The sequence below is a fragment of the Streptomyces sp. B6B3 genome (assembly GCF_039871525.1).
In the GTDB taxonomy this organism is placed as follows: Bacteria; Actinomycetota; Actinomycetes; order Streptomycetales; family Streptomycetaceae; genus Streptomyces.
Genome location: NZ_JBDPLU010000007.1, coordinates 1 through 25,646, shown reverse-complemented (window position 1 = coordinate 25,646; position 25,646 = coordinate 1). Strand labels below are relative to the sequence as shown.

Annotated in this window: 22 protein-coding genes; 19 read left to right on the top strand and 3 right to left on the bottom strand. The window is 73.0% G+C overall.

Features of this window, described 5'->3' with window-relative positions; all coding sequences use genetic code 11:
• The first annotated feature begins 66 nt into the window (after positions 1-66).
• Positions 67-1,041, top strand: a complete 975-nt coding sequence (locus tag ABGB06_RS16475) for a carbohydrate kinase family protein (RefSeq protein ID WP_347589905.1) — start codon at positions 67-69, stop codon at positions 1,039-1,041.
• 49 nt (positions 1,042-1,090) lie between these two features.
• Here ABGB06_RS16475 and ABGB06_RS16470 read toward each other — a convergent pair whose 3' ends face one another.
• The gene (locus ABGB06_RS16470) at positions 1,091-2,497 is read right to left on the bottom strand and encodes an aminotransferase class V-fold PLP-dependent enzyme (protein ID WP_347589903.1); all 1,407 of its coding nucleotides are present in this window, start codon (positions 2,495-2,497) and stop codon (positions 1,091-1,093) included.
• A gap of 214 nt (positions 2,498-2,711) precedes the next feature.
• Here ABGB06_RS16470 and coxB point away from each other — a divergent pair, with 214 nt between their 5' ends.
• The 4 genes from coxB to ABGB06_RS16450 all read left to right on the top strand — a co-directional run bounded on the left by coxB (position 2,712) and on the right by ABGB06_RS16450 (position 7,201).
• Positions 2,712-3,689 (top strand): cytochrome c oxidase subunit II, encoded by a 978-nt coding sequence (gene coxB / locus ABGB06_RS16465; protein WP_347589901.1) that lies wholly within the window; start codon positions 2,712-2,714, stop codon positions 3,687-3,689.
• 83 nt (positions 3,690-3,772) lie between these two features.
• Complete coding sequence (gene ctaD, locus ABGB06_RS16460; protein ID WP_347590460.1) at positions 3,773-5,410, top strand: cytochrome c oxidase subunit I; 1,638 nt, start codon at positions 3,773-3,775, stop codon at positions 5,408-5,410.
• The gene (locus ABGB06_RS16455; protein WP_347589899.1) at positions 5,407-5,805 is read left to right on the top strand and encodes a cytochrome c oxidase subunit 4; all 399 of its coding nucleotides are present in this window, start codon (positions 5,407-5,409) and stop codon (positions 5,803-5,805) included. Before ctaD ends, ABGB06_RS16455 begins: the two co-directional genes overlap by 4 nt.
• Before the next feature lie 109 nt (positions 5,806-5,914).
• The gene (locus tag ABGB06_RS16450) at positions 5,915-7,201 is read left to right on the top strand and encodes an Ig-like domain-containing protein (protein ID WP_347589897.1); all 1,287 of its coding nucleotides are present in this window, start codon (positions 5,915-5,917) and stop codon (positions 7,199-7,201) included.
• A 229-nt stretch (positions 7,202-7,430) separates the two neighbouring features.
• Here the strand turns inward: ABGB06_RS16450 and ABGB06_RS16445 are convergent, their stop codons facing one another.
• Entirely contained in the window at positions 7,431-7,835 is a 405-nt protein-coding gene (locus tag ABGB06_RS16445; RefSeq protein WP_347589895.1) for a hypothetical protein, read from the bottom strand.
• A 104-nt stretch (positions 7,836-7,939) separates the two neighbouring features.
• On the opposite strand from ABGB06_RS16445, the gene ABGB06_RS16440 reads away from it, so the two are divergent.
• From ABGB06_RS16440 to trpD, 5 genes are all read left to right on the top strand, one after another.
• The gene (locus tag ABGB06_RS16440; RefSeq protein ID WP_347589893.1) at positions 7,940-8,587 is read left to right on the top strand and encodes a heme-copper oxidase subunit III; all 648 of its coding nucleotides are present in this window, start codon (positions 7,940-7,942) and stop codon (positions 8,585-8,587) included.
• Between the two features lie 74 nt (positions 8,588-8,661).
• Positions 8,662-9,468, top strand: coding sequence for a c-type cytochrome (locus ABGB06_RS16435; protein ID WP_347589891.1), 807 nt, complete (start codon positions 8,662-8,664; stop codon positions 9,466-9,468).
• Positions 9,465-10,532: a Rieske 2Fe-2S domain-containing protein gene (locus ABGB06_RS16430; RefSeq protein WP_347589889.1), complete on the top strand. Its 1,068-nt coding sequence runs from the start codon at positions 9,465-9,467 to the stop codon at positions 10,530-10,532. Before ABGB06_RS16435 ends, ABGB06_RS16430 begins: the two co-directional genes overlap by 4 nt.
• Positions 10,529-12,172 carry a cytochrome bc complex cytochrome b subunit gene (locus tag ABGB06_RS16425; RefSeq protein WP_347589887.1) on the top strand — a complete coding sequence of 548 codons (1,644 nt, stop codon included), beginning with the start codon at positions 10,529-10,531 and terminating at the stop codon, positions 12,170-12,172. Before ABGB06_RS16430 ends, ABGB06_RS16425 begins: the two co-directional genes overlap by 4 nt.
• Positions 12,173-12,361: 189 nt before the next feature.
• On the top strand, positions 12,362-13,426 hold the full coding sequence (gene trpD, locus ABGB06_RS16420) for an anthranilate phosphoribosyltransferase (protein WP_347589885.1): 1,065 nt from the start codon (positions 12,362-12,364) through the stop codon (positions 13,424-13,426).
• 806 nt (positions 13,427-14,232) lie between these two features.
• On the opposite strand, the gene ABGB06_RS16415 is transcribed toward trpD, so the two are convergent.
• A complete protein-coding gene (locus ABGB06_RS16415; protein WP_347589883.1) occupies positions 14,233-14,514 on the bottom strand; it encodes an Lrp/AsnC ligand binding domain-containing protein in 282 nt (93 codons plus the stop codon).
• A 295-nt stretch (positions 14,515-14,809) separates the two neighbouring features.
• Here ABGB06_RS16415 and ABGB06_RS16410 point away from each other — a divergent pair, with 295 nt between their 5' ends.
• From ABGB06_RS16410 to ABGB06_RS16370, 9 genes are all read left to right on the top strand, one after another.
• Complete coding sequence (locus ABGB06_RS16410; RefSeq protein WP_347589881.1) at positions 14,810-16,156, top strand: NYN domain-containing protein; 1,347 nt, start codon at positions 14,810-14,812, stop codon at positions 16,154-16,156.
• 950 nt (positions 16,157-17,106) lie between these two features.
• Positions 17,107-18,141 (top strand): NlpC/P60 family protein, encoded by a 1,035-nt coding sequence (locus ABGB06_RS16405; RefSeq protein WP_347589879.1) that lies wholly within the window; start codon positions 17,107-17,109, stop codon positions 18,139-18,141.
• A gap of 210 nt (positions 18,142-18,351) precedes the next feature.
• Complete coding sequence (locus ABGB06_RS16400; RefSeq protein ID WP_347589877.1) at positions 18,352-19,461, top strand: NlpC/P60 family protein; 1,110 nt, start codon at positions 18,352-18,354, stop codon at positions 19,459-19,461.
• 156 nt (positions 19,462-19,617) lie between these two features.
• Positions 19,618-20,769, top strand: coding sequence for a glycosyltransferase family 4 protein (locus tag ABGB06_RS16395; RefSeq protein WP_347589875.1), 1,152 nt, complete (start codon positions 19,618-19,620; stop codon positions 20,767-20,769).
• 116 nt (positions 20,770-20,885) lie between these two features.
• Positions 20,886-21,338, top strand: a complete 453-nt coding sequence (locus tag ABGB06_RS16390) for an SRPBCC family protein (RefSeq protein ID WP_347589874.1) — start codon at positions 20,886-20,888, stop codon at positions 21,336-21,338.
• On the top strand, positions 21,335-22,687 hold the full coding sequence (locus tag ABGB06_RS16385) for an ArsA-related P-loop ATPase (RefSeq protein WP_347589872.1): 1,353 nt from the start codon (positions 21,335-21,337) through the stop codon (positions 22,685-22,687). Before ABGB06_RS16390 ends, ABGB06_RS16385 begins: the two co-directional genes overlap by 4 nt.
• A gap of 137 nt (positions 22,688-22,824) precedes the next feature.
• Positions 22,825-23,352, top strand: a complete 528-nt coding sequence (locus ABGB06_RS16380; RefSeq protein WP_347589870.1) for a DUF5304 family protein — start codon at positions 22,825-22,827, stop codon at positions 23,350-23,352.
• An 85-nt stretch (positions 23,353-23,437) separates the two neighbouring features.
• The gene (locus ABGB06_RS16375; RefSeq protein WP_347589868.1) at positions 23,438-24,379 is read left to right on the top strand and encodes an ROK family glucokinase; all 942 of its coding nucleotides are present in this window, start codon (positions 23,438-23,440) and stop codon (positions 24,377-24,379) included.
• A 19-nt stretch (positions 24,380-24,398) separates the two neighbouring features.
• Entirely contained in the window at positions 24,399-25,124 is a 726-nt protein-coding gene (locus ABGB06_RS16370; RefSeq protein ID WP_347589866.1) for an endonuclease/exonuclease/phosphatase family protein, read from the top strand.
• Positions 25,125-25,646 lie beyond the last annotated feature (522 nt).

Sequence of the window (25,646 nt, the reverse complement as noted above, 5' to 3'; positions counted from 1 at the left end):
AGGTGAGTTGACGCTAGCCTGATCAGGCGTGACCGTCCGCCGTCCCCACCCCAGGGAGCACCCGCCGTGCGCATCGCCGTCTCCGGCTCCATCGCCCACGATCACCTGATGACCTTCCCCGGCCGCTTCGCCGACCAACTCGTCGGCGACCAGTTGCACACCGTCTCGCTGTCGTTTCTGGTGGACGCTCTGGAGGTGCGGCGCGGTGGCGTCGGCGCCAACATCTGCTACGGCATGGGGCAGCTCGGCGCCCACCCGATCCTGGTCGGCGCCGCCGGGGCCGACTTCGACGAGTACCGCGCCTGGCTGGACCGGCACGGCGTGGACACCGCCTCGGTCCGGATCTCCGAGGTGCTGCACACCGCCCGGTTCGTCTGCACCACGGACGCCGACCACAACCAGATCGGCTCCTTCTACACCGGCGCGATGAGCGAGGCCCGGCTGATCGAGCTGCAGACCGTCGCCGACCGGGTCGGCGGGCTCGACCTGGTGCACATCGGCGCGGACGACCCGGAGGCGATGCTGCGCCACACCGAGGAGTGCCGGTCCCGGGACATCCCGTTCGCCGCCGACTTCTCCCAGCAGCTCGCCCGGATGGAGGGGGAGGAGATCAGGACGCTCACCGACGGCGCCTCCTATCTCTTCCACAACGAGTACGAGAAGGCGCTGGTCGAGTCGAAGACGGGCTGGTCGGCGGAGGAGGTGCTGGCGCGGGTCGGCACCCGGGTCACCACCCTCGGCGCCCGGGGCGTGCGGGTGGAGCGCGCGGGGGAGAAGCCGCTGGAGGTCGGCTGCCCGGAGGAGCTGGCCAAGGCCGACCCGACCGGGGTAGGCGACGCGTTCCGCGCCGGGTTCCTGGCCGGGCTGGCGTGGGGCGCCCCGCTGGAGCGCAGCGCACAGGTGGGCTGCATGGTGGCCACGCTGGTCATCGAGACGGTCGGCACCCAGGAGTACACGCTGAGCCGAGGGCCGTTCATGGAGCGCTTCACCAAGGCGTACGGCGAGGACGCCGCCGCCGAGGTGCGCGAGCACCTGGCGTAGCCGGCGGACCGGGTCCGGCGGACGGGCGGCGGCGCGGTCGGGTGGGGGTCTAGGTGGTGCGGCGGACCCGGTAGGCCGTGCCGTCGCCGGTGGCCAGCGCGGTCTCGCCCAGGTACTCCTGGTTCCGCATCGTGCACCAGGCGGGGATGTCCAGCGAGGCCGCCGCGTCGTCCGCGAGCACGGTGACCACACCGCCGACCGGCACCCGGACGATGGCCTTGGCCAGTTCGATCACCGGCACGGGGCAGCGGCGACCCAGCGAGTCGACGGTGACCTCGGCCGACTCCCCGCCCGCGCGGGCGACGTCTCGGGCCGGGGCCGGGGCGGCGAGTTCGTCACGGACCGCCGCCACCGCTCCGGGCAGCACGGCGAGGAAACGGTCCACGTCCTCCGCCGCCGTGCCCGGCGGCAGCGAGACCCGGACGTTGCCCTCCGACAACACCCCCATGGCCCGCAGCACGTGGCTGGGGGTCAGCGTGCTGGCGGTGCACGAGGAGCCGGACGAGACCGCGAACCCCTCCCGGTCCAGCGCGTACAGCAGCGCCTCGCCGTCCACGTAGGCGCAGGAGAACGTGACGACGTGCGGCAGCCGCCGCACCGGATCGCCCACCACCTCCACGTCGGGAACGAGCCGGGGCACCTGCTCGCGGATCCGGTCCACCAGACCGGAGAGCCGGTCCGCCTCCCGCCGCGCGTCCTCGCGCACCGCGCGCAGCGACGCCGCCGCGGCCACCAGGGCCGGGATGTTCTCGAACCCGGGGGCCCGGCCCGACTCCCGTTCGTCCCCGGGCGCCCGGGGCGCGAAACGCACCCCCTTGCGCACGGCGAGCAGGCCCACACCGGGCGGTCCGCCCCACTTGTGCGCGCTCGCCGCCAGCAGCGACCAGTCGCCGGGGACGGGCTCCCAGCCGAGCGACTGGGCGGCGTCCACGAGCAGCGGCACCCCGGCCGCCCGGCACGCCTCGGCGATCTCGGCGACCGGCTGCCGGGTGCCCACCTCGTGATTCGCCGACTGCACGCAGACCAGCGCCGTCGGGCCCGGCGCGGCGTCCAGCGCCGCCGCGACCGCCTCGGGCGCGACCCGGCCGCCGCGGTCCACGGCGATCTCGGCGGACGTGCCGCCCGCCGCCCGGTGCGCCTCGGCCGCGTGCAGCACGGCCGAGTGCTCGACCGCCGAGACCAGCAGATGCCGCCCCGCGCGGGCCCGGCCGGCCAACGCTCCGGCGACGCCGTCGTGCAGCGCGCGCGTGCCCGAGGTGGTGAACGTCAGCTCGTCGGGCCGGCAGCCGACCGACTCGGCGGCCGACTCGCGGGCCGCGTCGAGCAGCAGCCTGGCCCGCCGTCCCGCCCCGTGTGGCCTGGCCGGATCCGCCCAACCGTCCTCGACGGCGGCCAGGAACGCCTGGCGCGCGACCGGGTGCAGCGGGAGGGCCGAGGCCGCGTCGAAGTAGGGCACATGGCAACGCTAACGCCACGACGCATCGTCCCGTGGCGCGGCTTCGACCTGCGACGGCGCGTTGGGCACCCTCCCCGCGTCGGCCCGCCGGGGGTCGAGTAGGGTTTGGTCCGCATAAAGCAACGACACCCTGCCCGTGTCAGGGTCGGCCCCGCGGAAGTGGACGTGCGCAAGCACCCGGCCGTCACGGGCGAGACTCTCGGGAAGGCGCTACGTGAGTCCCAACGGCTCCGACCGCTCGTCGCGGCGCCCGGTGCGGCTGATTTCCAGGCGAACGCTGCCGCACGCGCTGATCACGGGCGCGGTCCTGGTAACCGCCACCGGTTGCACCTCGGAGGACTTCCCCCGCCTCGGCATGCCCACCCCGGTGACGGAGGAGGCGCCCCGGATCCTGTCCCTGTGGCAGGGCTCGTGGGCCGCCGCGCTCATCACGGGCGTGCTGGTCTGGGGCCTGATCCTGTGGAGCGTGTTCTTCCACCGGCGTTCCAGGACCAAGGTGGAGGTACCGCCGCAGAACAGGTACAACCTGCCGATCGAGGCGCTCTACACCCTCGTCCCGCTCATCGTCGTCTCGGTGCTCTTCTACTTCACCGCCCGGGACCAGACCGAGCTGATGGAGACGTCGGAGGAGCCGGACCACGTGATCAACGTGGTCGGCTTCCAGTGGAGCTGGGCGTTCAACTACCTGGAGCCGGTCGGCGCCTCTGACACCGACGCGCACACCGCGCCCGAGCTGGCGAGCATCCCGGACCGCGTGCTGGACCGCGTCCCGGAGAACGCCGACGGCGTGTACGACGTGGGCACGCCGGGCGAGCGGAACCCCGACACCGGCAACCCGGGCCCGACCCTGGTGCTGCCCGAGGGCGAGACGGTGCAGTTCGTGCTGACCTCGCGGGACGTCATCCACTCCTTCTGGGTGGTGCCGTTCCTGATGAAACAGGACGTCATCCCCGGACACACCAACACCTTCGAGGTGACCCCCAGCCAGCAGGGCACGTTCATGGGCAAGTGCGCCGAGCTGTGCGGCGTCGACCACTCGCGCATGCTCTTCAACGTCGAGGTGGTCTCCCCCGAGGAGTACGACCAGTACCTGCAGGACCTGGCGGACCGCGGCCAGACCGGCTACGTCCCCGCGGGCATCGAGCAGACGGAAGACGCGGTGAACGCGGAGACCAACGAGGGGCGACCGTGACCATCCTCGACCACGACCAGGCGGCGGGCGCCGCCTCGCGCGAGCCCGGGGCCGAAGCCCCGCGCAAGCCGCGCGGTGCCGTCATCGTCTCCTGGCTGAGCACCACGGACCACAAGACGATCGGCTCGCTCTACCTGATCACGTCGTTCGTCTTCTTCATCATCGGCGGCGTGATGGCCCTGGTGATGCGCGCCGAGCTGGCCCGCCCCGGCACCCAGCTGGTGACGAACGAGCAGTACAACCAGCTGTTCACCATGCACGGCACGATCATGCTGCTGATGTTCGCCACCCCGCTCTTCGCCGGGTTCGCGAACTGGATCATGCCGCTGCAGATCGGCGCGCCCGACGTGGCGTTCCCCCGGCTGAACGCGTTCGCGTACTGGCTCTACCTCTTCGGCAGCATCCTCGCCGTCAGCGGCTTCTTCACCCCGCAGGGCGCCGCGAGCTTCGGCTGGTTCGCCTACGCCCCGCTGTCCGACGCGGTGCACTCGCCGGGACTCGGCTCCGACATGTGGATCATGGGCCTGGCCTTCTCCGGCTTCGGCACCATCCTCGGCTCCGTCAACTTCATCACCACCATCATCTGCATGCGCGCCCCCGGCATGACGATGTTCCGCATGCCGATCTTCACCTGGAACGTGCTGCTCACCGGCGTGCTGGTGCTGCTGGCCTTCCCGGTGCTGGCGGCGGCGCTCTTCGCGCTGCAGGCCGACCGGACGTTCGGGGCACACATCTTCGACTCGGCCAACGGTGGCGCCATCCTGTGGCAGCACCTCTTCTGGTTCTTCGGCCATCCCGAGGTGTACATCATCGCGCTGCCGTTCTTCGGCATCGTCTCCGAGGTCATCCCGGTGTTCAGCCGCAAGCCGGTCTTCGGCTACATCGGCCTGGTCGCCGCGACGATCCTGATCGCCGGCCTCTCGGTGACGGTCTGGGCGCACCACATGTACGTGACGGGCGCGGTGCTGTTGCCGTTCTTCTCGTTCATGACCTTCCTGATCGCGGTGCCGACCGGCGTGAAGTTCTTCAACTGGATCGGCACCATGTGGAAGGGCTCGCTGAGCTTCGAGACGCCGATGCTGTGGTCGATCGGCTTCCTGGTGACCTTCCTCTTCGGCGGCCTGACCGGCGTCATCCTGGCCTCCCCGCCGCTGGACTTCGCGATCTCCGACTCCTACTTCGTGGTGGCGCACTTCCACTACGTGGTCTTCGGCACGGTGGTCTTCGCGATGTTCGCCGGCTTCCACTTCTGGTGGCCCAAGTTCACCGGGAAGATGCTCGACGAGCGGCTCGGCAAGATCACCTTCTGGACGCTCTTCATCGGCTTCCACGGCACCTTCCTGGTCCAGCACTGGCTGGGCGCGGAGGGCATGGTGCGCCGCTACGCCGACTACCTGGCGGCGGACGGCTTCACCGCGCTGAACACCATCTCCACCATCAGCTCGTTCCTGCTCGGCCTGTCGATGCTGCCGTTCTTCTACAACGTCTGGAAGACCTGGAAGTACGGCGAGAAGGTCGAGACCGACGACCCGTGGGGCTACGGCAGGTCGCTCGAATGGGCCACCGCCTCGCCCCCGCCGCGGCACAACTTCACCTCGTTGCCGCGGATCCGTTCCGAGTCGCCCGCGTTCGACCTGCACCACCCCGAGATCGCGGCGCTCGACCAGCTGGACATCCAGAACCGTGAGGCCGTCGAGGCCGGCGAGGGGGCGGTCAAGTGAGGCTCCAGGGATACCTCTTCAGTGGTATCGCCATCTTCATGCTGGGCTCGGCCGTGGTATACGGCCTGTGGTCCAAGGAGCCGGTCGGCACCACGGCGCTGTTCCTGTCCTTCGGCCTGGCCGGCATGATCGGCTTCTACCTGGTGTTCACCGCCCGCCGGGTGGACACCGGGGCGCAGGACAACAAGGAGGCCGACGTCGCGGACGACGCCGGCGAGGTCGGCTTCTACAGCCCGACCAGCTGGGCCCCGCTGCTGCTCGCCGGAGGTGGCCTGTGCGCCTTCATGAGCCCGGTGTTCGGCTGGTGGTTCCTGTACTTCACCGCCCCGCTGGTGGCGGTGGGCCTGTGGTTCTGGGTCTTCGAGTACTACCGCGGGGTCAACCAGAACCAGTGACCCGAACGCCGTGCGGTCCCGGCCCCCGGAAGGCAGTGTCCTTCCGGGGGCCGACCCGTTTGCAGTCAGCCAGCGCGCCGTACGGGGGAACTTTACGTACTTTTTGGCTATGAGTAACGACATAGGCCGCACCGACAGCCGCGCCGACATAGGCCGCATCGCCCGGACCGCGATCGGCTGCGTACTGGTCCTCGTCCCGCTCTCGGCCGGCCTCGCCGGATGCGTCGGCGGCGGCTCGTTGACCGGCAGCCCGTACGACGCCACCGAGGAGCTCAGCTTCGGCACCCAGGGGGGCGTCCAGGGGGGAGGGAAAACGGTGGATCCGGACGAGCCGCTGCGCATCACCGCGAGCGGCGACGGGGACAGCCGGATCACCGACGTGGTCGCCACCGACGCCGACGGGCGCACGCTGCCGGGCGAGCTGACCGCGGACGGCCGCGGCTGGAGCAGCACCGGACCGCTGGCCCCGGACAGCAGCTACACGGTCCGGGTCAGCACGGAGAACGACGACGGGGACCAGGGCCGCGGCGAGCACGCGTTCCGTACGGGACCGTCGGACGCCAGGGAGCTCGGCGTCACCCTCGGCCCCGAGCCCGGCGAGTACGGCGTGGGGCAGCCGCTCACCGCGGCGCTCGACAGGAAGATCAGCGACCCCGCGCAGCGGGCGCTGGTCGAGAGCGCCCTGCTGGTGAGCTCCGAGCCCGCCGTCGTCGGCTCCTGGTACTGGGTCGACGACCAGACGGTGCACTACCGGCCCAAGGAGTACTGGCCCGCCGACGCCAGCATCACCGTGCAGGCGGACCTGACGGGGCTCCCGCTCGGCGAGGAGCTGCGCGGCACCCGCGCCGAGCCGCTGGAGATCACCACCGGGGACCGCATCGAGGCCGTCGCCGACATCACCGCCCTCACCATGACGGTGTCGCGCAACGGCGAGGAGCTGCGGACCATGCCGATGACCACGGGCAAGGAGGGCTTCCGCACCCGGGACGGCAAGAAGGTGGTGCTCGGCCAGGCGTCGAACGTCCGGATGACCGGCACCAGCATCGGCATACCGGCCGGCAGCGCCGAGTCCTACGACCTCAACGTCGAATGGGCGACCCAGCTCACCTGGAGCGGCGAGTACGTGCACGGCGCGCCCTGGTCCCTGGCCTCGCACGGCATCGCCAACGTCAGTCACGGCTGCACCGGCCTGAGCACGGAGAACGCCCTCTGGTTCTACGACCTGGTGGGCCCGGGCGACATCGTCGAGCACGTCAACGGCTTCGGCGAGGACATGCCCGCCTTCGGCAACGGCTTCGGGGACTGGAACCTCAGCTGGGAGGAGTGGCAGCAGGGCAGCGCGCTGTCGGCTGTCGCCGACGAGACCCAACAGGGCCACCTGAGCCCGACCATCTGAACCCGGCCCGGCGCCGGCCCCATCATCGTTGCGCCGGGACCGGTGGCCATTGACCGTCCGGCCCGGCGGTCGCCGGTCATCCGGCCGCACCGGGCAACGGCACAGCCAGGACCGGTGGCCCTGACCCACCGGGCCGCGGGTGCCGGGCCGTCCCGGTCGGTGGTCAGGCCTGGGGGTCACGGGCTGAGGCCCGTGACCCGCACGCGGACCCGTCCGGCAAGGACGTCGCTCAGGCCGGTTCGGCCAGAACCTTGCCGCGGAGCAGGGACGCGAGGGCCGCGGCCAGCTCGGCCGGGTCCAGCGGGTGGGCCACCGCCGCCTCCGCCCGGCTCCAGGTGGCCAGCCAGGCGTCCGTCGGCCGGCCGATCAGCAGCAGCACGGGCGGGCAGTCGAAGATCTCGTCCTTGATCTGCCGGCAGACGCCCATCCCGCCGGCGGGGACGGCCTCGCCGTCCAGCACGCAGGCGTCGATGCCGCCGTCCCGCAGGGCGCTCAGCACCGCGGGCAGCGTCGCGCACTCCACGTACTCGACGGCCGGCACGTCGGCGGCCGGCCGGCGGCCCGCGGCCAGCCGCGTCTGCTGGCGGGTGTTGACGTCGTCGCTGTAGACCAGCACCGTGGCGGTGCGCTGCATCGTTACCTCCGTGGGCCCGGGCGGACACGCCGGATGCTACTCCTCGGTGGTGGAACACTCCGAACGGCACCCCCGGAGCAAACGTCGGATGAGCGACCGACATAATGACGGGCGTGGCGACAGCAACAGCAGTAGACACCGGGCACGCGCATCCGTCGGTTCCGTCGGTGAACCGGCCGAACGTCACGAGCGTCGGAACCGTCATCTGGTTGAGTTCCGAGCTGATGTTCTTCGCGGCCCTCTTCGCGATGTACTTCACCCTGCGTTCCGTGATGGGGTCCGAGTACTGGCAGGAGAACGCCGACACGCTCAACGTGCCCTTCTCGGCCGCCAACACCACCGTGCTGGTGCTCTCCTCGCTCACCTGCCAGCTCGGCGTCTTCGCGGCCGAGCGCGGTGACGTGAAGCGGCTCCGCAAGTGGTTCGTGATCACCTTCATCATGGGCGCCGTCTTCATCGGCGGCCAGGTGACGGAGTACGTCGAGCTCGTCGCCCACGAGGGAATCTCGCTCTCCTCCGGGGTCCACGGTGAGGACGATCCCTATGGTTCGGCCTTCTACCTGACCACCGGATTTCACGGTATGCACGTGCTGGGCGGCCTGATCGCCTTCCTGCTCGTGCTGGGTCGCACCTACGCGGCCCGACGCTTCACCCACGAGCAGGCCACCACCGCGATCGTCGTGTCGTACTACTGGCACTTCGTCGACGTCGTCTGGATCGGCCTCTTCGCCACGATCTACCTGATCAAGTAGCCCGACACCACCGCACCCACGCACCGACCACAGCACACGCAGCGACGCAGAAGATCCTGACACCGGGGTAATCCGTGAAAAAGCTCACCGCACGACGGCGCCATCCGCTGGCGGCGTTCGTCGTCCTCCTCCTCGCGCTGGCGGCCACGGGGGGGTTGTACACCGCGCTCGCCCCCGCGGACGAGGCGCAGGCCGGGAGCAACTCGGCCCAGTCCCTCGCCATCGAGGAGGGCAAGAAGCTGTACGACCTCGGCTGCTCCAGCTGCCATGGCGACGGTGGCCAGGGCGGCAGTGACGGTCCGAGCCTGGTGGGCGTCGGCGCCGCCTCCGTGGACTTCCAGGTGGGCACCGGCCGCATGCCGCTGCAGCAGCCGGGGCCGCAGGCGGAGGAGAAGCCCACCAGCTACACGCAGGCCGAGATCGACCAGCTGGCCGCGTACATCGCTTCCCTCGGCCCCGGCCCGAGTGTGCCGGAGGAGTCGGCGTACGACCCGGCCGACGGTGACGCCGCGCACGGCGGCGAGCTGTTCCGCACGAACTGCTCGCAGTGCCACAACTTCACCGGTGAGGGCGGCGCCCTCACCGCGGGCAAGGAAGCGCCGAACCTGCACGACGTCGACCCTCGGTACATGTACGAGGTGATGATGACGGGCTCGGGCAGCATGCCGTCCTTCCCCGCGCTCAGCGACCAGGACCGGCGCGACATCATCGCGTGGCTGGAGGAGGTCAACACCTCCGAGTCGGCCAGCCCCGGCGGCTTCACCCTGGGCGGCTACGGGCCGGTCGGCGAGGGACTCTTCGCCTGGACGTTCGGCGTGGTGTTCCTGGTCGGCTGCGCCGTCTGGATCGGTGCGAGGAGTGCGAAGGCCAGGAAGTCATGAGCCAGACAGAGCAACACGCAGCAGAAGACACCTCGCGGGCGGAACACCTGCCCGCCGAACGTGAGCACGGCACGGTCGTGCACCACGACGACCCGTTCGCGGACCCGGGGCTGCCCCCGCACGAACACCGGCGGCAGGACGTCGACGAGGAGGCCGCCAGGCGCTCCGAGCGCACGGTGGCGTTCCTCTTCACCCTCTCGATGCTCGCCACGGTCGGCTTCATCGTCTCCTACGTCGCCATTCCGATCGACGAGATCGTCTACATCTGGCCGTTCGGCCACGTCGCCGGGCTGCACTTCGCGCTCGGCCTGACGCTCGGGCTCGCCCTGCTGTGCATCGGCGCCGGCGCCGTGCACTGGGCCAGGACCCTGATGTCGGACGTGGAGGTCTCCGAGGACCGCCACGCGATCGAGGCGTCGGAGGAGACCAGGGCGTACGTCCTGCGGGAGTTCGCCGAGGGCGCCAGGGAGTCGCAGTTCGGCCGGCGCACCCTGGTGCGGCGCACGCTGTACGGCGCGCTCGCCCTGGTGCCGCTCTCCGGCGTGCTGCTGCTGCGCGACCTCGGCCCGTTGCCGGGCAACAAGCTCCAGCACACCGCCTGGCGCGCCGGCGCGCGGATCATCAACGAGAGCACGATGCAGCCGCTGCGGCCCGAGGACATCACGGTCGGCTCGCTGACCCAGGCCATGCCCGAGGGCATCGACCCGCACGACCACGACTTCCCCGAGCAGATCGCCAAGGCCGCGGTCATGCTGGTGCGGCTGGAGCCCGAGGACATCAAGGACGCGCGGTCGGCGGACTGGGGCCACGAGGGCATCCTGTGCTATTCCAAGATCTGCACGCACATCGGTTGCCCCGCCACGCTCTACGAGGCGCAGACGCACCACGCGCTCTGCCCCTGTCACCAGTCCACGTTCGACCTCGCGGACGGCGCCAGGGTGCTCTTCGGGCCGGCGGGCCACCCGCTGCCGCAGTTGCGCATCGCGCGGGACGACGAGGGCTTCCTCGTGGCGCTCGGTGACTTCGAGGAACCGCCTGGACCGAGCTTCTGGGAGCGCGGATGAGTACGGCAACAGAAGCCCCGAAGAGCAGGACCAGGGGCAAGGCACCAGCGGGCGAACGGGTCGCCGACTGGGCCGACGGCAGGGTGGGGCTGTACGGCCTCGCCAAGGCCAACATGCGGAAGATCTTCCCCGACCACTGGTCGTTCCTACTCGGTGAGGTCTGCCTCTACAGCTTCCTCATCCTGATCCTGACCGGCGTCTACCTCACGCTGTTCTTCGTGCCGAGCATGGCCGAGATCGAGTACCACGGCCCGTACGAGCCGATGCACGGCGTGATGATGTCCGAGGCCTACGCCTCCACCCTGGACATCAGCTTCGACGTGCGCGGCGGCCTGCTGGTCCGGCAGATCCACCACTGGGCGGCGCTGATCTTCGTGGTCGGCCTGTTCATGCACATGATGCGGGTGTTCTTCACCGGCGCGTTCCGCAAGCCGCGCGAGATCAACTGGCTGTTCGGCTTCACGCTGCTGGTGTTGGCGATCTTCACCGGACTCACCGGATACTCGCTGCCCGACGACCTGCTGTCCGGCATCGGCATCCGGTTCGCCGAGGGCGCGGTCCTGGCGACCCCGGTGGTCGGCAGCTACCTGCAGATGTTCATCTTCGGCGGGGAGTTCCCGGGCAACGACATCATCCCGAGGTTCTTCATCATCCACGTGCTGGTGTTGCCGGGGATCATGCTGGGCCTGGTGGTGGCGCACCTGATCCTGATCGTGTACCACAAGCACACCCACTACGCCGGCCCCGGACGCGGCAACGACAACGTCGTGGGCATGCCGTTCCTGCCCGTGTACATGGCGAAGGCGGGCGGCTTCTTCTTCCTGGTCTTCGGCGTCATCGCGGTGATCGCGGCGACCGTCACGATCAACCCGATCTGGGTGCTCGGGCCCTACCGACCCGACCAGATCTCCACCAACGCCCAGCCGGACTGGTATCTCGGCTTCTCCGAGGGCATGGTCCGGATGATGCCTGGCTGGGAATGGGTGCTGCCCGGCGGCTACACGCTGAACTTCGGCCTGCTGGTGCCGCTTGCGGTGTTCCCCGGCCTGCTGCTGGTGATAGGGCTCTACCCGTTCTTCGAGGGCTGGGTGACGAAGGACAAGCGCGAACACCACATCGCCCAGCGGCCGCGTAACTCGCCCACCCGCACCGCGTTCGGCATGGCGTGGCTCACGGCGTTCTTCGTCTGCATGATCGCCGGCGGCAACGACGTGTGGGCGGTCAACTTCAACCTGTCGATCAACTCCATCACCTGGTTCTGCCGGATCGCGTTCTTCGTGCTCCCGGTGATCGCCTTCGTGGTGGTGCGCCGGATCTGCCTCGGCCTCCAGCGCCGGGACCGGGAGAAGGTGCTGCACGGCAGGGAGACCGGCATCATCAAGCGGCTGCCGCACGGCGAGTTCATCGAGGTGCACGAGCCGCTGTCCGCCGAACAGCGCCACATCCTCACGGCGCACGACCAGCACCGTCCGTTCGAGATCGGTCCGGAGACCGACGAGAACGGCGTGCGCCGGCGGATCGGGCCGATGGAGCGGGTGCGCGCGCGGCTCAGCCGCGGCTACTACGGCGACCACGCGCAGATCGCCAAGCCCACGGCCGAGGAGTACCGCGCGATCACCAGCGGCGAGGGCCATCACTGACGGTCGTCACCACGGTCGCACCGGGCGTTCGCCCGGCGGGGGCCGCGGCACCTCCACTCCGGAGGAGCCGCGGCCCCCGTCGGCGTTCGGCATGACCGACCGGTAAGGCCATATGCTCGGTGCGACGGCTGCGGTGTCGGCCGTCACCCTCCGACCACATCTGCCATGACCACGCCTGGAGTGATCCCCATGAGTGCTGCGACCCCCGCCGGAGGCGACACCGCGACGGCGCGCACCTGGCCCGACCTGCTGAGCGCGCTGCTCGCGGGCCGGGACCTCGGCACCGAGGACACCGCCTGGGCCATGGACCAGATCATGACTGGCGAGGCCACCGACGTGCAGATCGCCGGCTTCGCGGTCGCGCTGCGCGCCAAGGGCGAGACGGTGGAGGAGATCACCGGGCTGGTGCGGACCATGTACCAGCACGCCAACGTCATCGAGGTGCCGGGCGACACGGTGGACGTCGTCGGCACCGGCGGCGACCGCGCCAGGACCGTGAACATCTCCACCATGGCCGCCATCGTGGTGGCCGGCACCGGCGCCCGGGTCGTCAAGCACGGCAACCGCGCCGCGTCCAGCGCGTCGGGCTCCTCGGACGTGCTGGAGAAGCTGGGCGTCAACCTCGACCTCAGCCCGGCCCGGGTCGCCGAGGTGGCGCTGGAGGCCGGCATCAGCTTCTGCTTCGCGGTGCGCTTCCACCCCGCGCTGCGGCACGTGGCCGTGGCCCGCAAGGAGCTGGGCATCGCCACGCCGTTCAACTTCCTGGGCCCGCTGACCAACCCGGCCCGGGTGAAGGCACAGGCGACCGGCGTCGCCGACGCCCGGATGGCGCCGATCCTCGCCGGGGTGCTGGCGGAGCGCGGCACGTCCGCGCTGGTCTTCCGCGGCGACGACGGCCTGGACGAGCTGACCACGACCGCCACCTCGACGGTGTGGACGGTGAGGGACGGCAAGGTCACCGAGGAGTCCTTCGACCCGCGCTCGGTGGGCCTGGAGCTCGTGGACGTGGAGGCGCTGCGGGGCGCTGACGCGGCGTACAACGCGGACGTCGCGCGCCGGCTGCTGGACGGCGAGCGCGGCCCGGTCCGGGACGCGGTGCTGCTCAACGCGGCGGCCGCGCTGGCCGCCCTGCGGCCGAGCGACGTCTCGCTCGCCGAGCGGATCGCCGCCGGCATCACCGAGGCGGCCGAGTCCATCGACTCCGGCGCCGCCCGCACCACCCTCTCCCGCTGGGTCGCCGCCAGCCACGCCTAGCCCTCGCCGGGCGGATCCCGGGAGCCCGGGGCCCGCCGGTACGGCCCGAGACGCGGGCCGTACCGGCGGGCCCGCGGCCCGGGCGCCCGGCCGTGGCCGCGCGCCCGCTTTCGGCCCTTGCCGGGCCGTGGGCGAGGCAGCACTCGGCCGTGACGAGCGACCCGCCATAGCGAGTCCCGGCACGGCTCGCTTCTGAGGGCCAGGAGCCGTCCGGAGGACTGGGCGCCGGGCGGCCGTGGCCCGCTGGGGCCGACGGTGGAAGACGAGCACGTCCGCCGGAGCGCCGGCCCTCGCGGGCGAGCCGCTGTCGGCGGCTCGCCTGGGGGACCGGCCGGAGCCGTGTGGCGGATTCGGCCGCGCCGGTTCGCGGCGCCGTGAGTGCGTCCGAGGCGGCTGGGCAGATCCGCCGGAGCACCGGCTCTCGCGGGTGCGAAGCAGATGGGACGTGTGCCGCGGCGGGGCCCGATGGCCGAGCCGCCTCCGGCGTCGTGGTTCGTGGGTGACCGTCCGGCTCGCGCAGGCGGGGAGCGCGTGCTCGCGGCTGAACCCGGTCGTCCGCGAACGCGGAGCCGTCTGCTCGCGATCAGGTCCTCATCGGTGCGGAGCGGCAGCGGGGGCGTCCCAACGCCGGCCCGCCCGGACATCGTCGCGGGCGGGCACGGTGGCGGTCATGTGAGCCCGGCGGCCCCGGGCGTCGCGCGGTGTGGGCCGGTCGCGCCGGGTCGTGGCCGGCCGGTGGGTGGGAGCCGGCGGCTCGCGGCGGCTCCCACCCACCGGCCGGGAATCCGTGGCGCGCCCGGCAAGGGCTACGCGTCGAGGCCGATCGCGAACGCGGCTTCCAGGTCGTGTGACGAGTAGGCGCGAAAAGCGATGTGCGTCTCGGTGGAGGCGACGCCCGGCACCTTGCTGATGCGCCCCGGGATCACCTCCGCGAGATCGTCGTGATGGCGCACCCGGACGATGGCGATAAGGTCATGGGGCCCGGTCACGGAGTACACCTCACTGACCCCCTCCAGCGACGCGATCTGCTCCGCGACCTCCGGGACGCGGTCCACGCTGGTCTTGATGAGCACGATCGAAGTGATCACGTCTGGACCTCTCCCTGCGTTCCCGGTCCGCCGCCCACCCGCGGGCGGCGGCGTACGACGACGTACGCAGCTCACCTTAGCCCGCCGCCCCAGGCGCGCCGCGGTCGCGGCAGACGCGAGGCGTACCAGGTCGTAGGGTGACAGGGAGGCGCTCACCACGGGCATGTGACGTGGACACGGAGAGTAGACGGAGAGTAGGCGACACGATGGCGCATCACCCACCGCCGCGACCGACCCTCGGGGCCGGCCGCTCCGGCGCGCCGGTCCCGTTGGGCTGACGGACGGTGTGAGGGCGATGGGTCCCAGGGACGACGACCCGGCGGAGCCGGGCGGCGAGGGCCTCGAACGACCGCTCCCGGAGCGGGTCAGACACCGGGTCATCTCGCTGGCCAGCGACGCCTTCGCCGGCCTGACGGTCTCCGAGCTTCCCGCCCCGCTGCGTCAGTACGCCCGCTTCACCCCCTCCCGCCGGGTGCGGTTCGGCGGCAGCGCCATGGCCACCGCGCTGGAGAGCGACCCCATCTTCCGGCAGCGGGTGGCCGCCCGGTTGCGAGTCACCGACTCGGAGCTCGCGCAGGCCGTGGAGCGCGGTTCGCCGCCACCCGCCGCGGATCCGGCCGAGGTGGCCGCCGCGGCCTTCGTGCTGCGGCCCCCGGGCTGGGCCAAGCTGGTCGCCGCCGCCGGCGAGGAGGCGCAACGGGCGCAGGCCGAGCACGTCGAGCAGGAGCGCGAGCGGGAGCTGTCCCGGCTCCGCGAGGAGCTGGCGCAGGCCCGGGCCGCGGCCAGACACGAGGGCGAACGGCTCCGCGGCGAGGTGGAGTCGGCGCGCCGGGAGACCGACGCGGTGCGCCGCAAGCTGCGCAGCGCGCTGAGCGATGTGCGCCGCGGCGAGGCGGCGCTGCGCAAGGTGCAGTCGGAACTGGACGAGACGCGCGCGGAGTCGGCCGCGGCCAAGGCGCAGGCCGACGGCGAGGCGCGGCGGTTGCGGACCCGGCTCGCGGACGCTGAGGAGGCGCTGGAGGCGAGCCGCCGGGCGGTGCGGGAGGGGCGCAGCCTGACCGACATGCGGCTGCGGCTGCTGCTCGACACGGTGCTGGAGGCCGCGCAGGGACTCCGCCGCGAACTGGCGCTGCCGCCCGCCACCCTGCGGCCGGCCGAGACGGTGGAGGCGGTGACGCCCGGCGACGTGAGCCCGCAGGAGGTGGCGCGCCGGGCGCTGGCCGAGGACGATCCGGCGCTGCTCGACCAGTTGTTGGCGCTGCCGCAGGTGCACCTGGTGGTCGACGGCTACAACGTGACCAAGACCGGCTATCCGAGCATGCCGCTGGAGAAGCAGCGGCTGCGGCTGCTGGGCGGCCTCGCGGGGCTCGCCGCGCAGAGCGGCGCCGAGGTGACGTGCGTCTTCGACGGCGCGGAGCTGGCCGCGCCGGTGCTGCTCGCGCCACCGCGGGGCGTGCGGGTGCTGTTCAGCCGGCCGGGGCAGACCGCGGACGAGCTGATCCGGCGCCTGGTGCGGGCCGAACCGCCGGGCCGCCCGGTGGTGGTGGTGTCCGCCGACCGGGAGGTCGCCGACGGCGTCGCCCACGCCGGCGCCCGCCCCGTCGCCTCCGCACTCCTGCTCCGCCGCCTCTCGCGCGCATAGCGCTTCCCGCGCACCCCGCACCCCCAACGCCGCCCGCAGCGCCCGCCTGCGCCCCGGCTGTCCGCCGCGGGCGGCCTCGCGCGCCCGGCAGCGGCCGGTTCTCCTCGCCCTGCCGTGGACTCGCGCGCCCTCGCCGCGCCTCCTACGCGCCCCTGGGCACCTACGCGAGACCGCGCACCAGCCCGCCCCGCTGGCCCGCTCGGACCTCACGCCGTCCGGCAGCGGCCGACAGGGATTCCGGGCCCCGCCGGCGCGCGGTGCCGCTGGCGCGGGCCTGTGCCGCCGGTGGGCCGTCGCCGCGGCTTGTGCCGTCCGGCAGTGGCTGGTTGTCGTGGGACCCGCACTGGTGGCAGAGCCGGCACGAGGCCGCGCAGGAACCGGCCGCCCCGGCGGCCCGGGCGGAGTGCGAGGCCGCACCAGCGGCGCTGCGTCCGGGCACGCCCGAAACCCCCTACCGCGCCCGCTCAGGCCGCGCGCCAGCGCGTTGTGGTGGGGAGTGGGCGCGCGGGAAGCGCACTCGCGCCTGGGGGAGGATTCACCAGTCGTCGCGGGGGGCATCACTTTCGCGGCCGGCCGTCACAGGGCGTCCGCCGCGTCGGCGGATCGGCACGGAATCTTCGCGTGTGGTCACACAGGCGGTGTCCGTTGCGCGCCCATCTGCCGGATTGCGCGCGTTCCGCGCCCTTGCCACCGCTTGCGTCCTGCTTGCCACACCGTGTCATCCACACACCGTGGGGTGGCGATCGCTAGCCGTGTGAGGTAAGTAAAATATGCCCGCAGGGATTTGAACCGGCGAAACTCCGCTCGCTAGGGTCAGGGCTCGAACCTTCACGCGGTCGATCACCCACCCGGGGTGGCCGTGAGGTTACCGCCGAATCCGCGGTTGTGATGCGGAGCCGGGTTCGTCCCCCATCCCCGGCAGGCGGCTGAGGAAGAAGGAGCTCGCCTTCGTGGCGTCCCACCGTCGTCCCAAGCAGCCAAGCCGCGCCCGTGTGACGTTCTTCGGCGCCACCGCCGTCGCCACCGCAGCCCTCGCCTCCACCCACGCCGCACAGGCGGACCCGAACCCCACGCTGGAGGAGGTTCAGGAGGAGGTTGAGGAGCTCAACCACGAGGCCGAGGAGGCCATCGAGGAGTACAACGGCGTCAAGGAGGAGGAGCAGGAACTCCAGGACGAGGTCGAGGAGCTCCAGGACTCGGCGGCCCGCGGCCAGGAGGAGCTGAACGAACTGCGCGGCAGCCTCGGCTCCGTCGCCTCCTCGCAGTACCGCAACGGCGGCCTCGACCCTTCCGTGCAGCTCTTCCTCTCCGCCGATCCCGACGCCTATCTCGACCAGGCGTCCACCCTCGACCAGGTCAGCGGCCGGCAGGCCGAGACGCTGCGGTCGATCGAGGCGCAGCAGCGCACTCTCGACCAGCAGCGCGAGGAGGCCACCGAGAAGCTCGACGAGCTGGAGCAGCTGCGCGAGGAACTCGACGAGCAGAAGGACATCATCCAGGGCAGGTTGAACGACGCCCAGGAGCTCCTCAACCAGCTCACCGCCGAGGAGCAGGCGGAGCTGGAGGCGCAGCAGGAGCAGGAGGCCGCCGACGCCGCCGCGGCGGCCGGGGGACCGGTGGACCTGAGCGGTGCCTCCTCGTACGGCGCGGCCGCGCTGAGCGCCGCGCAGACCGCGCTGGGCGCCCCCTACGTCTGGGGCGCCACCGGACCCAGCTCCTTCGACTGCTCGGGCCTCACGTCCTGGGCCTACAGCCAGGCCGGCGTCTCGCTGCCGCGCATCTCCCAGGACCAGGCGTACGCCGGCGCCACGGTGAGCCGCGACCAACTCGCCCCCGGCGACCTGGTGTTCTTCTACGACGAGCTGAGCCACGTGGGCATCTACGCCGGCAATGGTCAGATGATCCACGCACCGCGGCCCGGCGGCGTGGTCGAGTACAGCTCGCTCGACGTGATGCCCTTCATGTGGGGAGTCCGCGTCGGCTGAACCGCCGCCCCTCACAAGCTCCCTGACGTCAGCTCAGTGTGCTGGCCCATCCAGGTGATTCCGGGGAGTCGCGCTTCGGCCTCGCGCCGGGTGTGACCTGCACCGCGGCGTCGCGCGTCGGTTCGCGCGCCGGTGGCCTCCCGTGCATCTGCCCGTCACGCGGTTAGATTCTGCTCCCCTCAGGACCCCACCGAAGGGAGCGCGGCCGACGTGGTCTGCCATCGACGTCCTCCGCAGGCCCAGGCGAACCGGGCGCTCGTGGCTCGGGTCACCGTCATCGCCGCGGCGGTGACCGCGGCGACCGCCGTGGCCGCCATGACCGCGGTGCCGGTGCTCGCCGACCCGGGCCGAGCCACCACACCGGAGGCGCCGCCGGCCGACAGCTCCGCCGCCGCGGCCGAGGTGGACCGGCTGTTGGCCAGCGCCGAACGGGCCGTCGAGGCGTACAACGGCACCGCCGAGCGGGTCGCGGAGCTCCAGGCCGAGGTGGCCCGCCGCCAGGAGCGGGTGGCGCGCGGCCAGGAGGCCGTCAACGAGCAGCGGCGTGCCCTCGGCACGGCCGCCGCCGCCCAGTACCGCGCCGGCGGCATCGACCCGTCGCTGGCCCTGATGCTCTCCGGGGACCCCGACGGCTACCTGGACCGCGCCACCACCCTGGACCGGATCAGCGACCGGCAGTCGGGACAGTTGCGCGAACTGCTGGCCGCCCAGCGCACGCTGGAGCGGCGGCGTGCGGAGGCCGAGGACGCGCTGGAGGAGTTGGCGGGCGAACGGGACCGGCTGGCCGACCGCAGGCGCGCCGCCGAGGAGCGGCTGGCGGAGGCCAGGGAGCACTACGAGCGGCTGTCCGCCGAGGAGCGCGCCGAGCGCCAGGCCCGCGAGGAGCGGCAACGGGCCGCGGCCGCCCTGAGCAGCCCGTCCCCGGTGCCCACCCCGGCCGCCGCCCGGACCGCCCCGCCGCCCGCCCCCGTGTCCTCTCGGGCCGCCGCGGCCGTCGCGGCCGCCCAGAGCGTCCTGGGCGCCCCCTACGGCTGGGGACAGGCGGGCCCCGACGCCTTCGACTGCTCGGGCCTGATCCAGTGGTCGTACGCCCAGGCCGGCGTCGCCCTGCCGCGCACCTCGCAGGGCCAGGCGGGCGCGGGACCGCACGTGTCGCTGGACCAGGCACAGCCGGGCGACATCGTCGTCTACCGGTCCGACGCCAGCCACGTCGGGATGTACGTCGGCGACGGCCAGATCGTGCACTCGCCCCACCCCGGCGCGACGGTGCGCTACGACCCGGTGGGCATCATGCCGGTCTCCGCGGTCGTCAGACCGTGAGGAGACGCACATCCGAACCCAATACAGGCTAAATCACGGCTAAATCAGGATGAAAGAGTTCTTGAACGCCCACTGAACCGCGTTTGTGGGGCTCTGACTGATCTCGGTGACCCCTGGCGGATCCGAGGCGCCTCCTGAGCGGATATGGTCAGGGCGATGCGTAAGACGTTGATCGTGACCAATGACTACCCGCCCCGCCCGGGAGGGATCCAGATCTTCCTGCACACGCTGGCGCAGCGCCTCGACCCTCGACAGGTCGTGGTGTACGTGTCGGACTGGACGCGGGACGACGAGACGCGGCGGGCCGCCGAGCGGTTCGACGCCGAGCAGCCCTTCCCGGTCATCCGGGACCGGGCCGGCATGCTGCTGCCCACCCCCCGGGTCGCCAAGCGGGCCGCCGAGCTCCTGAAGGAGCACGGCTGCACCGGCGTGTGGTTCGGTGCCGCCGCGCCGCTGGCGCTGATGGCACCCACGCTGCGCGCCGCGGGCGCCGAGCAACTGGTGGCCACCTCGCACGGGCACGAGTCCGGCTGGGCCGGCATGCCCGGCACCAAGCGCCTGCTGCGCCGGATCGGGGAGCACACCGACACCATCACCTACCTCGGCGAGTACCACCGGGAGAAGATCTCCCGGGTGCTCACGCCCGAGGCGGCCTCGCGGATGGTGCAGCTGACGCCCGGCGTGAACGAGAAGACGTTCCACCCGGACGCCGGCGGCAAGGCGCTCCGCGCCGAGCTCGGCCTGAGCGACCGGCCCGTGGTGGTGTGCGTCTCCCGGCTGGTGCCGCGCAAGGGCCAGGACACCCTGATCCGGTCCATGCCCCACATCCTCCGCGCCGAGCCGGACGCCGTGCTGATGATCGTCGGCGGCGGCCCGTACCGCGGGGCGCTGGAGAAGCTCGCCCACAAGACCGGGGTGGCCGACTCGGTGCGGTTCGCCGGCGAGGTGTCCTGGGAGGACCTGCCGGCCTACTACGGCGTCGGCGACGTCTTCGCCATGCCGTGCCGCACCCGGCTGGGCGGCCTCGACGTGGAGGGCCTGGGCATCGTCTACCTGGAGGCCTCCGCGACCGGTCTGCCGGTCGTCTGCGGCGACTCCGGCGGCGCGCCCGACGCGGTGATCGACGGCGAGACCGGCTGGGTCGTGCGCGGCTCGGGCGAGGCCGCGCCGGCCGAGACGGCCGAGCGGATCGTCGCGCTGCTCGCCGACCCGGAGCTGCGGCGGCGGATGGGCGAGCGCGGCCGGGCCTGGATCGAGGAGAACTGGCGCTGGGACCTGCTCGCGGAACGCCTCGACGGCCTGCTGTAGACCGCGGGTCCCGGCCGTCAGGCGTCGCCGGCTGGCCCGTCCCCGGGCGCGATAGCCTTCCCGGGACGGCCACGGGGTACGCCCGGCCCGCACCACATCTCCAAGGAGCCACGGCGATGGCCGAACACACCAGGTCGAGCACCACCATCGAAGCCACCCCCGCGGAGGTCATGGCGGTGATCGCCGACTTCGGCCGCTACCCCGAGTGGACGGGCGAGGTGAAGGAGGCCGAGGTGCTCTCCGCCGACGCGGCGGGCCGCGCCGAGCAGGTGCGGCTGCTGCTGGACGCCGGCGCGATCCGGGACGAGCACACGCTGGCCTACCAGTGGGCGGGTGACCAGGAGGTCAGCTGGACGCTGGTGCGTTCCAAGATGCTGCGGGCGCTGGACGGCAGCTACCGGCTGGACCCGGTGTCCGGTGGCAAGCACACCGAGGTCACCTACCAGCTGACCGTCGACGTGAAGATCCCGATGCTCGGCACGATCAAGCGGAAGGCCGAGAAGGTCATCATCGAACGGGCGCTGGACGGGCTGAAGAAGCGGGTGGAGAGCGCGGCCGGGGAGCGATGACCGCGGAGCCGCGCACGCTCTTCGTGACCGGACCCGGCGGCGACGGGAGCACCACCGTCGCGGCGGGCACCGCGCTCGCGGCGGCCCGCGCCGGGGCGGCCACGCTGCTGCTGACCACGGCGCCGCCGGCGCCGCTGGCCGCGCTGCTCGGCACCGCCCCACCGGTCTGGCCCGAGACCGTCGCGGTGCCGGAGGACGCCCGTGGGGCCGCGGGCGGCCACTCCGATGCGGAACGACCCGGTGCGGAACGACCCGGACGGGCGGCACGGCTGGACGTGGCGCGGGTGGACGCCGCCGCGGCGTTCCGCGCGGGCGTGCTGGAGCTGCAACGGCGGGTGCGGCCCGCGCTGGACGCGGCCGGTGCCGCCGCCCTGGACGACGACGAGCTCACCGACCTGCCGGGCTCGTGCGCGCTGGCCCTGCTGCGGTCGGTGCCCGCGGCGCACGCCGCCGGCCGCTGGGACCTGCTGGTCGTCGACCTGCCGTCGGCCACCGAGGCGTTGCGGCTGCTGGCCCTGCCCGAGCAACTGCGCCGCTACCTGCGCCGGCTGCTCCCGCCCGAGCGGCTCACGGCCCGCGGGCTGCGCCCGTTGCTGGCCCAGCTCACCGGCGTGCCGCTGCCGTTCCCCGACCTGTTCGCCGCCACCGACCGCTGGGACGCCGCGCTGGCCTCCGCGCAGCGGGTGATCGACGCGCCGGGCACCGCCGTGCGGCTGGTGGTCGACCCGGGCTCCGACCGTTCGGTGACCGTCGCGCGCGCCGCCCGCGCCGGGCTCGCCCTGCACGGCCTGGCGCTCGACGCCGTGATCGCCAACCGGATGCTCCCGGCCGGTTCCGCGGATCCCTGGCTCGCCGGCGCGGCCGACCGGCAGCGGACCGCGCTCGCCGGGCTGGTCCGGGCCGCCGGGCTCCTCGCACCGCACCCGGAGCCCCGCGAACTGCCGCATCTGGGCCGCGCACCGGGTCCTGCGGACCTCGGGGAGGTGCCTCCCCCAGGCCCTTGGGGCCTGGGTGGGGGCACCTCCCGGGCCGCCAGGGCCCGGGGGAGTACCCCCATGCCCGCCGCGCACCCGCACCGGGTGGCCGCGTCGCTGGACGACCGGCGCACCGCCGACGGCCTGCTGGTCTGGCGGCTGCCGCTGCCCGGCGCGGTGCGCGAGGAACTCGACCTGGTCCGCCGCGGGGACGAACTCATCGTCACCACGGGACCCTTCCGCCGGCTGCTGGCGCTGCCCGCCGTGCTCCGCCGGTGCACCGTGACCGGCGCCGCGCTGGAGGACGACGGCACCCTCGCGGTGCGCTTCGCCCCGGACCCGGCGCAGTGGCCGCGCGAGCCGGCCGGCGGCTGACCCCCCGGGAACCGGCTTCGATCTGACCGACCGGCCCGGCGTCCGGTACCGTCGGGAAGAGGCCGGGAGAGCGCCCGAGAGGGCCGTGGACGGCCTGGCAGACAGGTGCAGACAGGTCATGTCGCAGGAGGCCGCTGATGAGTGACGCCGAGGAGCAGCAGCCCGCCGGGCAGCAGCGCCGCACCGAGGGCGACGCCCCCGACGCCGACGCTGACGCCTGGGCCACCGCCACCGAGGAGGATCTCGCCGCCGAACAGGCGCGCCGCCGCGAGCGCTACGGCTCGCCACCGCCGGACCCGGCCGAGGAGTTGCGCCGCCTCGCCGACGCCGTGACCCAGCGGATCGCCCGCCTCCCCGGCGGCCTCGGGCTGGGCGCCGCGCCGCTCGCCGCCCAGGCCAGGGCCAGGATCGAGCCGGTGATCGAGCGCAACGCGGAGGTCTTCCAGCACCTGGCCGCGGCCGGGCAGGAGTTGCTCGCCGCCTACCGCTCCGCGGTCGAGGGCCAGGAGCGGACCTGGACCCGCGTCGATCGCCCCGACCGTCCCGAGCAGCCGCGGCCGGCCCGTGAAGCGGACGCGGAAGACCGGGACGTTCCGGACCACCGGGACGATTCGCGGGACGATTCCCCGGGGCAGGACGGCCCACACCGTATCGACCTGGACTGATCCGGAACGATGACCGCACGGTAGCCTCCGCTCCCTCCGGTACCGTGTTCAGCGGCGGGGAACCACTGACACGACTGAGGGACACATGGGACTGACCATCGGCGTCGACATCGGCGGCACGAAGATCGCGGCCGGCGTGGTCGACGAAGACGGCACCATCCTCGACACCTGCCAGGTGGCCACTCCGGGCACCCCCGAGGGCGTCGTCGAGGCCATCGCCGACGCGATCCGGGCCGTGGGCAGCGGAAGCTCCGCGGACGCGGTGGGCATAGGCGCGGCCGGCTACGTCGACGACAAGCGGGCCACGGTGCTCTTCGCGCCCAACATCCGTTGGCGGCATGAGGCGTTGAAGGACAAGATCGAACAGCGCGTCAGCCTCTCCGTGGTCGTCGAGAACGACGCCAACGCCGCCGCCTGGGGGGAGTACCGCTTCGGCGCCGGGGTGGGCCACGACGACGTCGTCTGCATCACGCTCGGCACCGGGCTCGGCGGCGGCATCATCATCGGCGGCCGGCTGCATCGCGGCCGGTTCGGCGTGGCCGGCGAGTTCGGTCACATCCGGGTCGTCCCCGACGGCCTGCTGTGCGGCTGCGGCAGCCAGGGCTGTTGGGAGCAGTACGCCTCGGGGCGGGCGCTGGTCCGGTACGCGCAGCAGCGGGCCACCGCCACCCCCGAGGCGGCCGAGACGCTGCTGGGCCTCGGCGACGGCACCCCCGAGGGCATCGAGGGCCGGCACGTGAGCACCGCCGCCCGGCAGGGCTGCCCGGTGGCCGTCGACTCCTTCCGCGAGCTGGCCCGTTGGGCCGGTGCGGGCCTGGCCGACCTCGCCTCGCTCTTCGACCCGTCAGCGTTCATCGTCGGCGGCGGCGTCTCGGACGAGGGGGACCTGGTGCTCGAACCCATCAGGAAGTCCTTCCGGCGCTGGCTGGTGGGCAGCAGGTACCGCCCGCACGCCCAGGTCGTCGCCGCGCAACTCGGCGGCCGGGCGGGCCTGGTGGGCGCGGCCGACCTGGCGCGTCAGGGCTGAGGGCGGGGAAGACCGGCGGATGGCCGCCCAGGTACGCCTGCTGAGCTACAACATCCGCTCCATGCGCGACGACGTGGCGGCGCTGGCCCGGGTGATCCGGGCCTGCGCTCCCGACGTGGTCTGCGTGCAGGAGGCCCCGCGGTTCGTCCGCTGGCGGCACGCCGCGGCCCGGCTGGCCCGCAGCACCGGCCTGACGTACGTGACCGGCGGCGCGCCCTCCTGCGGCACCATGATCCTGTCCACGCTGCGGGCGGCCGTGGAGCGCACCGAGGACGTCACCTTCCCGCTCACCCCGGGCCTGCACCGGCGGGGCCTGGCCACCGCCGTGCTGCGGTTCGGCCGGTCGGCCCGGCTGGGCGTGGTCAGCTGCCATCTGAGCCTGCAACGGGACGAGCGGTTCGCGCAGGGCGAGCTGCTGCTGGGCCGGCTGGCCGACCTGGGCGCCCCGCACGCGGTGGTCGCCGGCGACCTCAACGAGCGGCCGCGCGGGCGGATGTTCCGGCGGCTCACGGAGCAGCTCACCGACGGCTGGGTCGCGGCCCCGGCGGGCGGCGAGTTCACCTCGCCCGCCCACGCCCCGGTGCGCCGGATCGACGCGGTGCTCTGCACGCCGGGGGTGCGGGTGCTCAGCTGCGGCGTGCCCGCCGTGGCCGAGCTCCCCGGCATCCACCGGGACGACCTGCTCAGGGCCACCGACCACCTCCCGGTCCTCGCGGTCCTCCAGGTCCCCGACCAGGAGGACTAGCACGGTCGGCCGCGCCCCGGGCGCGCCGCCACGCGAGCCACCTCAACGCCGGGCCGCCGCGGTCGGGCCCCGGCACACCCGGCCCCACGCCGGGGCGGAGCCGGCCCGTCCCCGCGGGCCCACGCGACTCGCCCCGCCGGTCGACACCCGGGCCCTGCCCCCTGTCTCCTGCAGTCCGTTCGTATCCGACCCACACAAACCCTCCCGGCGGGTACCGGTCGCCTCGTCGTGAGGGCCGTGTTCCGGGACCACCCGCACTGGGTTCGCGGTACTGGGCGGGTGCGGGGGTCCGTCCGCCTGGGTCACCCGTGCGGGTGTGCGGTGCGGGCGTCCGGCTCGCAGGGGTGCCGCTGGTCGGCCCTGCGGGGTCCGTATGTTCCGGGGCCGCCCGCGCTGGGTTCGCGCTGCGGGGCGGGCGTCCGGGCCGGTAGGTATCGGGTCGGCCCGGTCGGGGCGGCGCGTGGCCGGTCGGGCCGGGCCGCGCGTGGCCGGGCGGTCGTGTCGTCTGACCCGCGGGAGCGG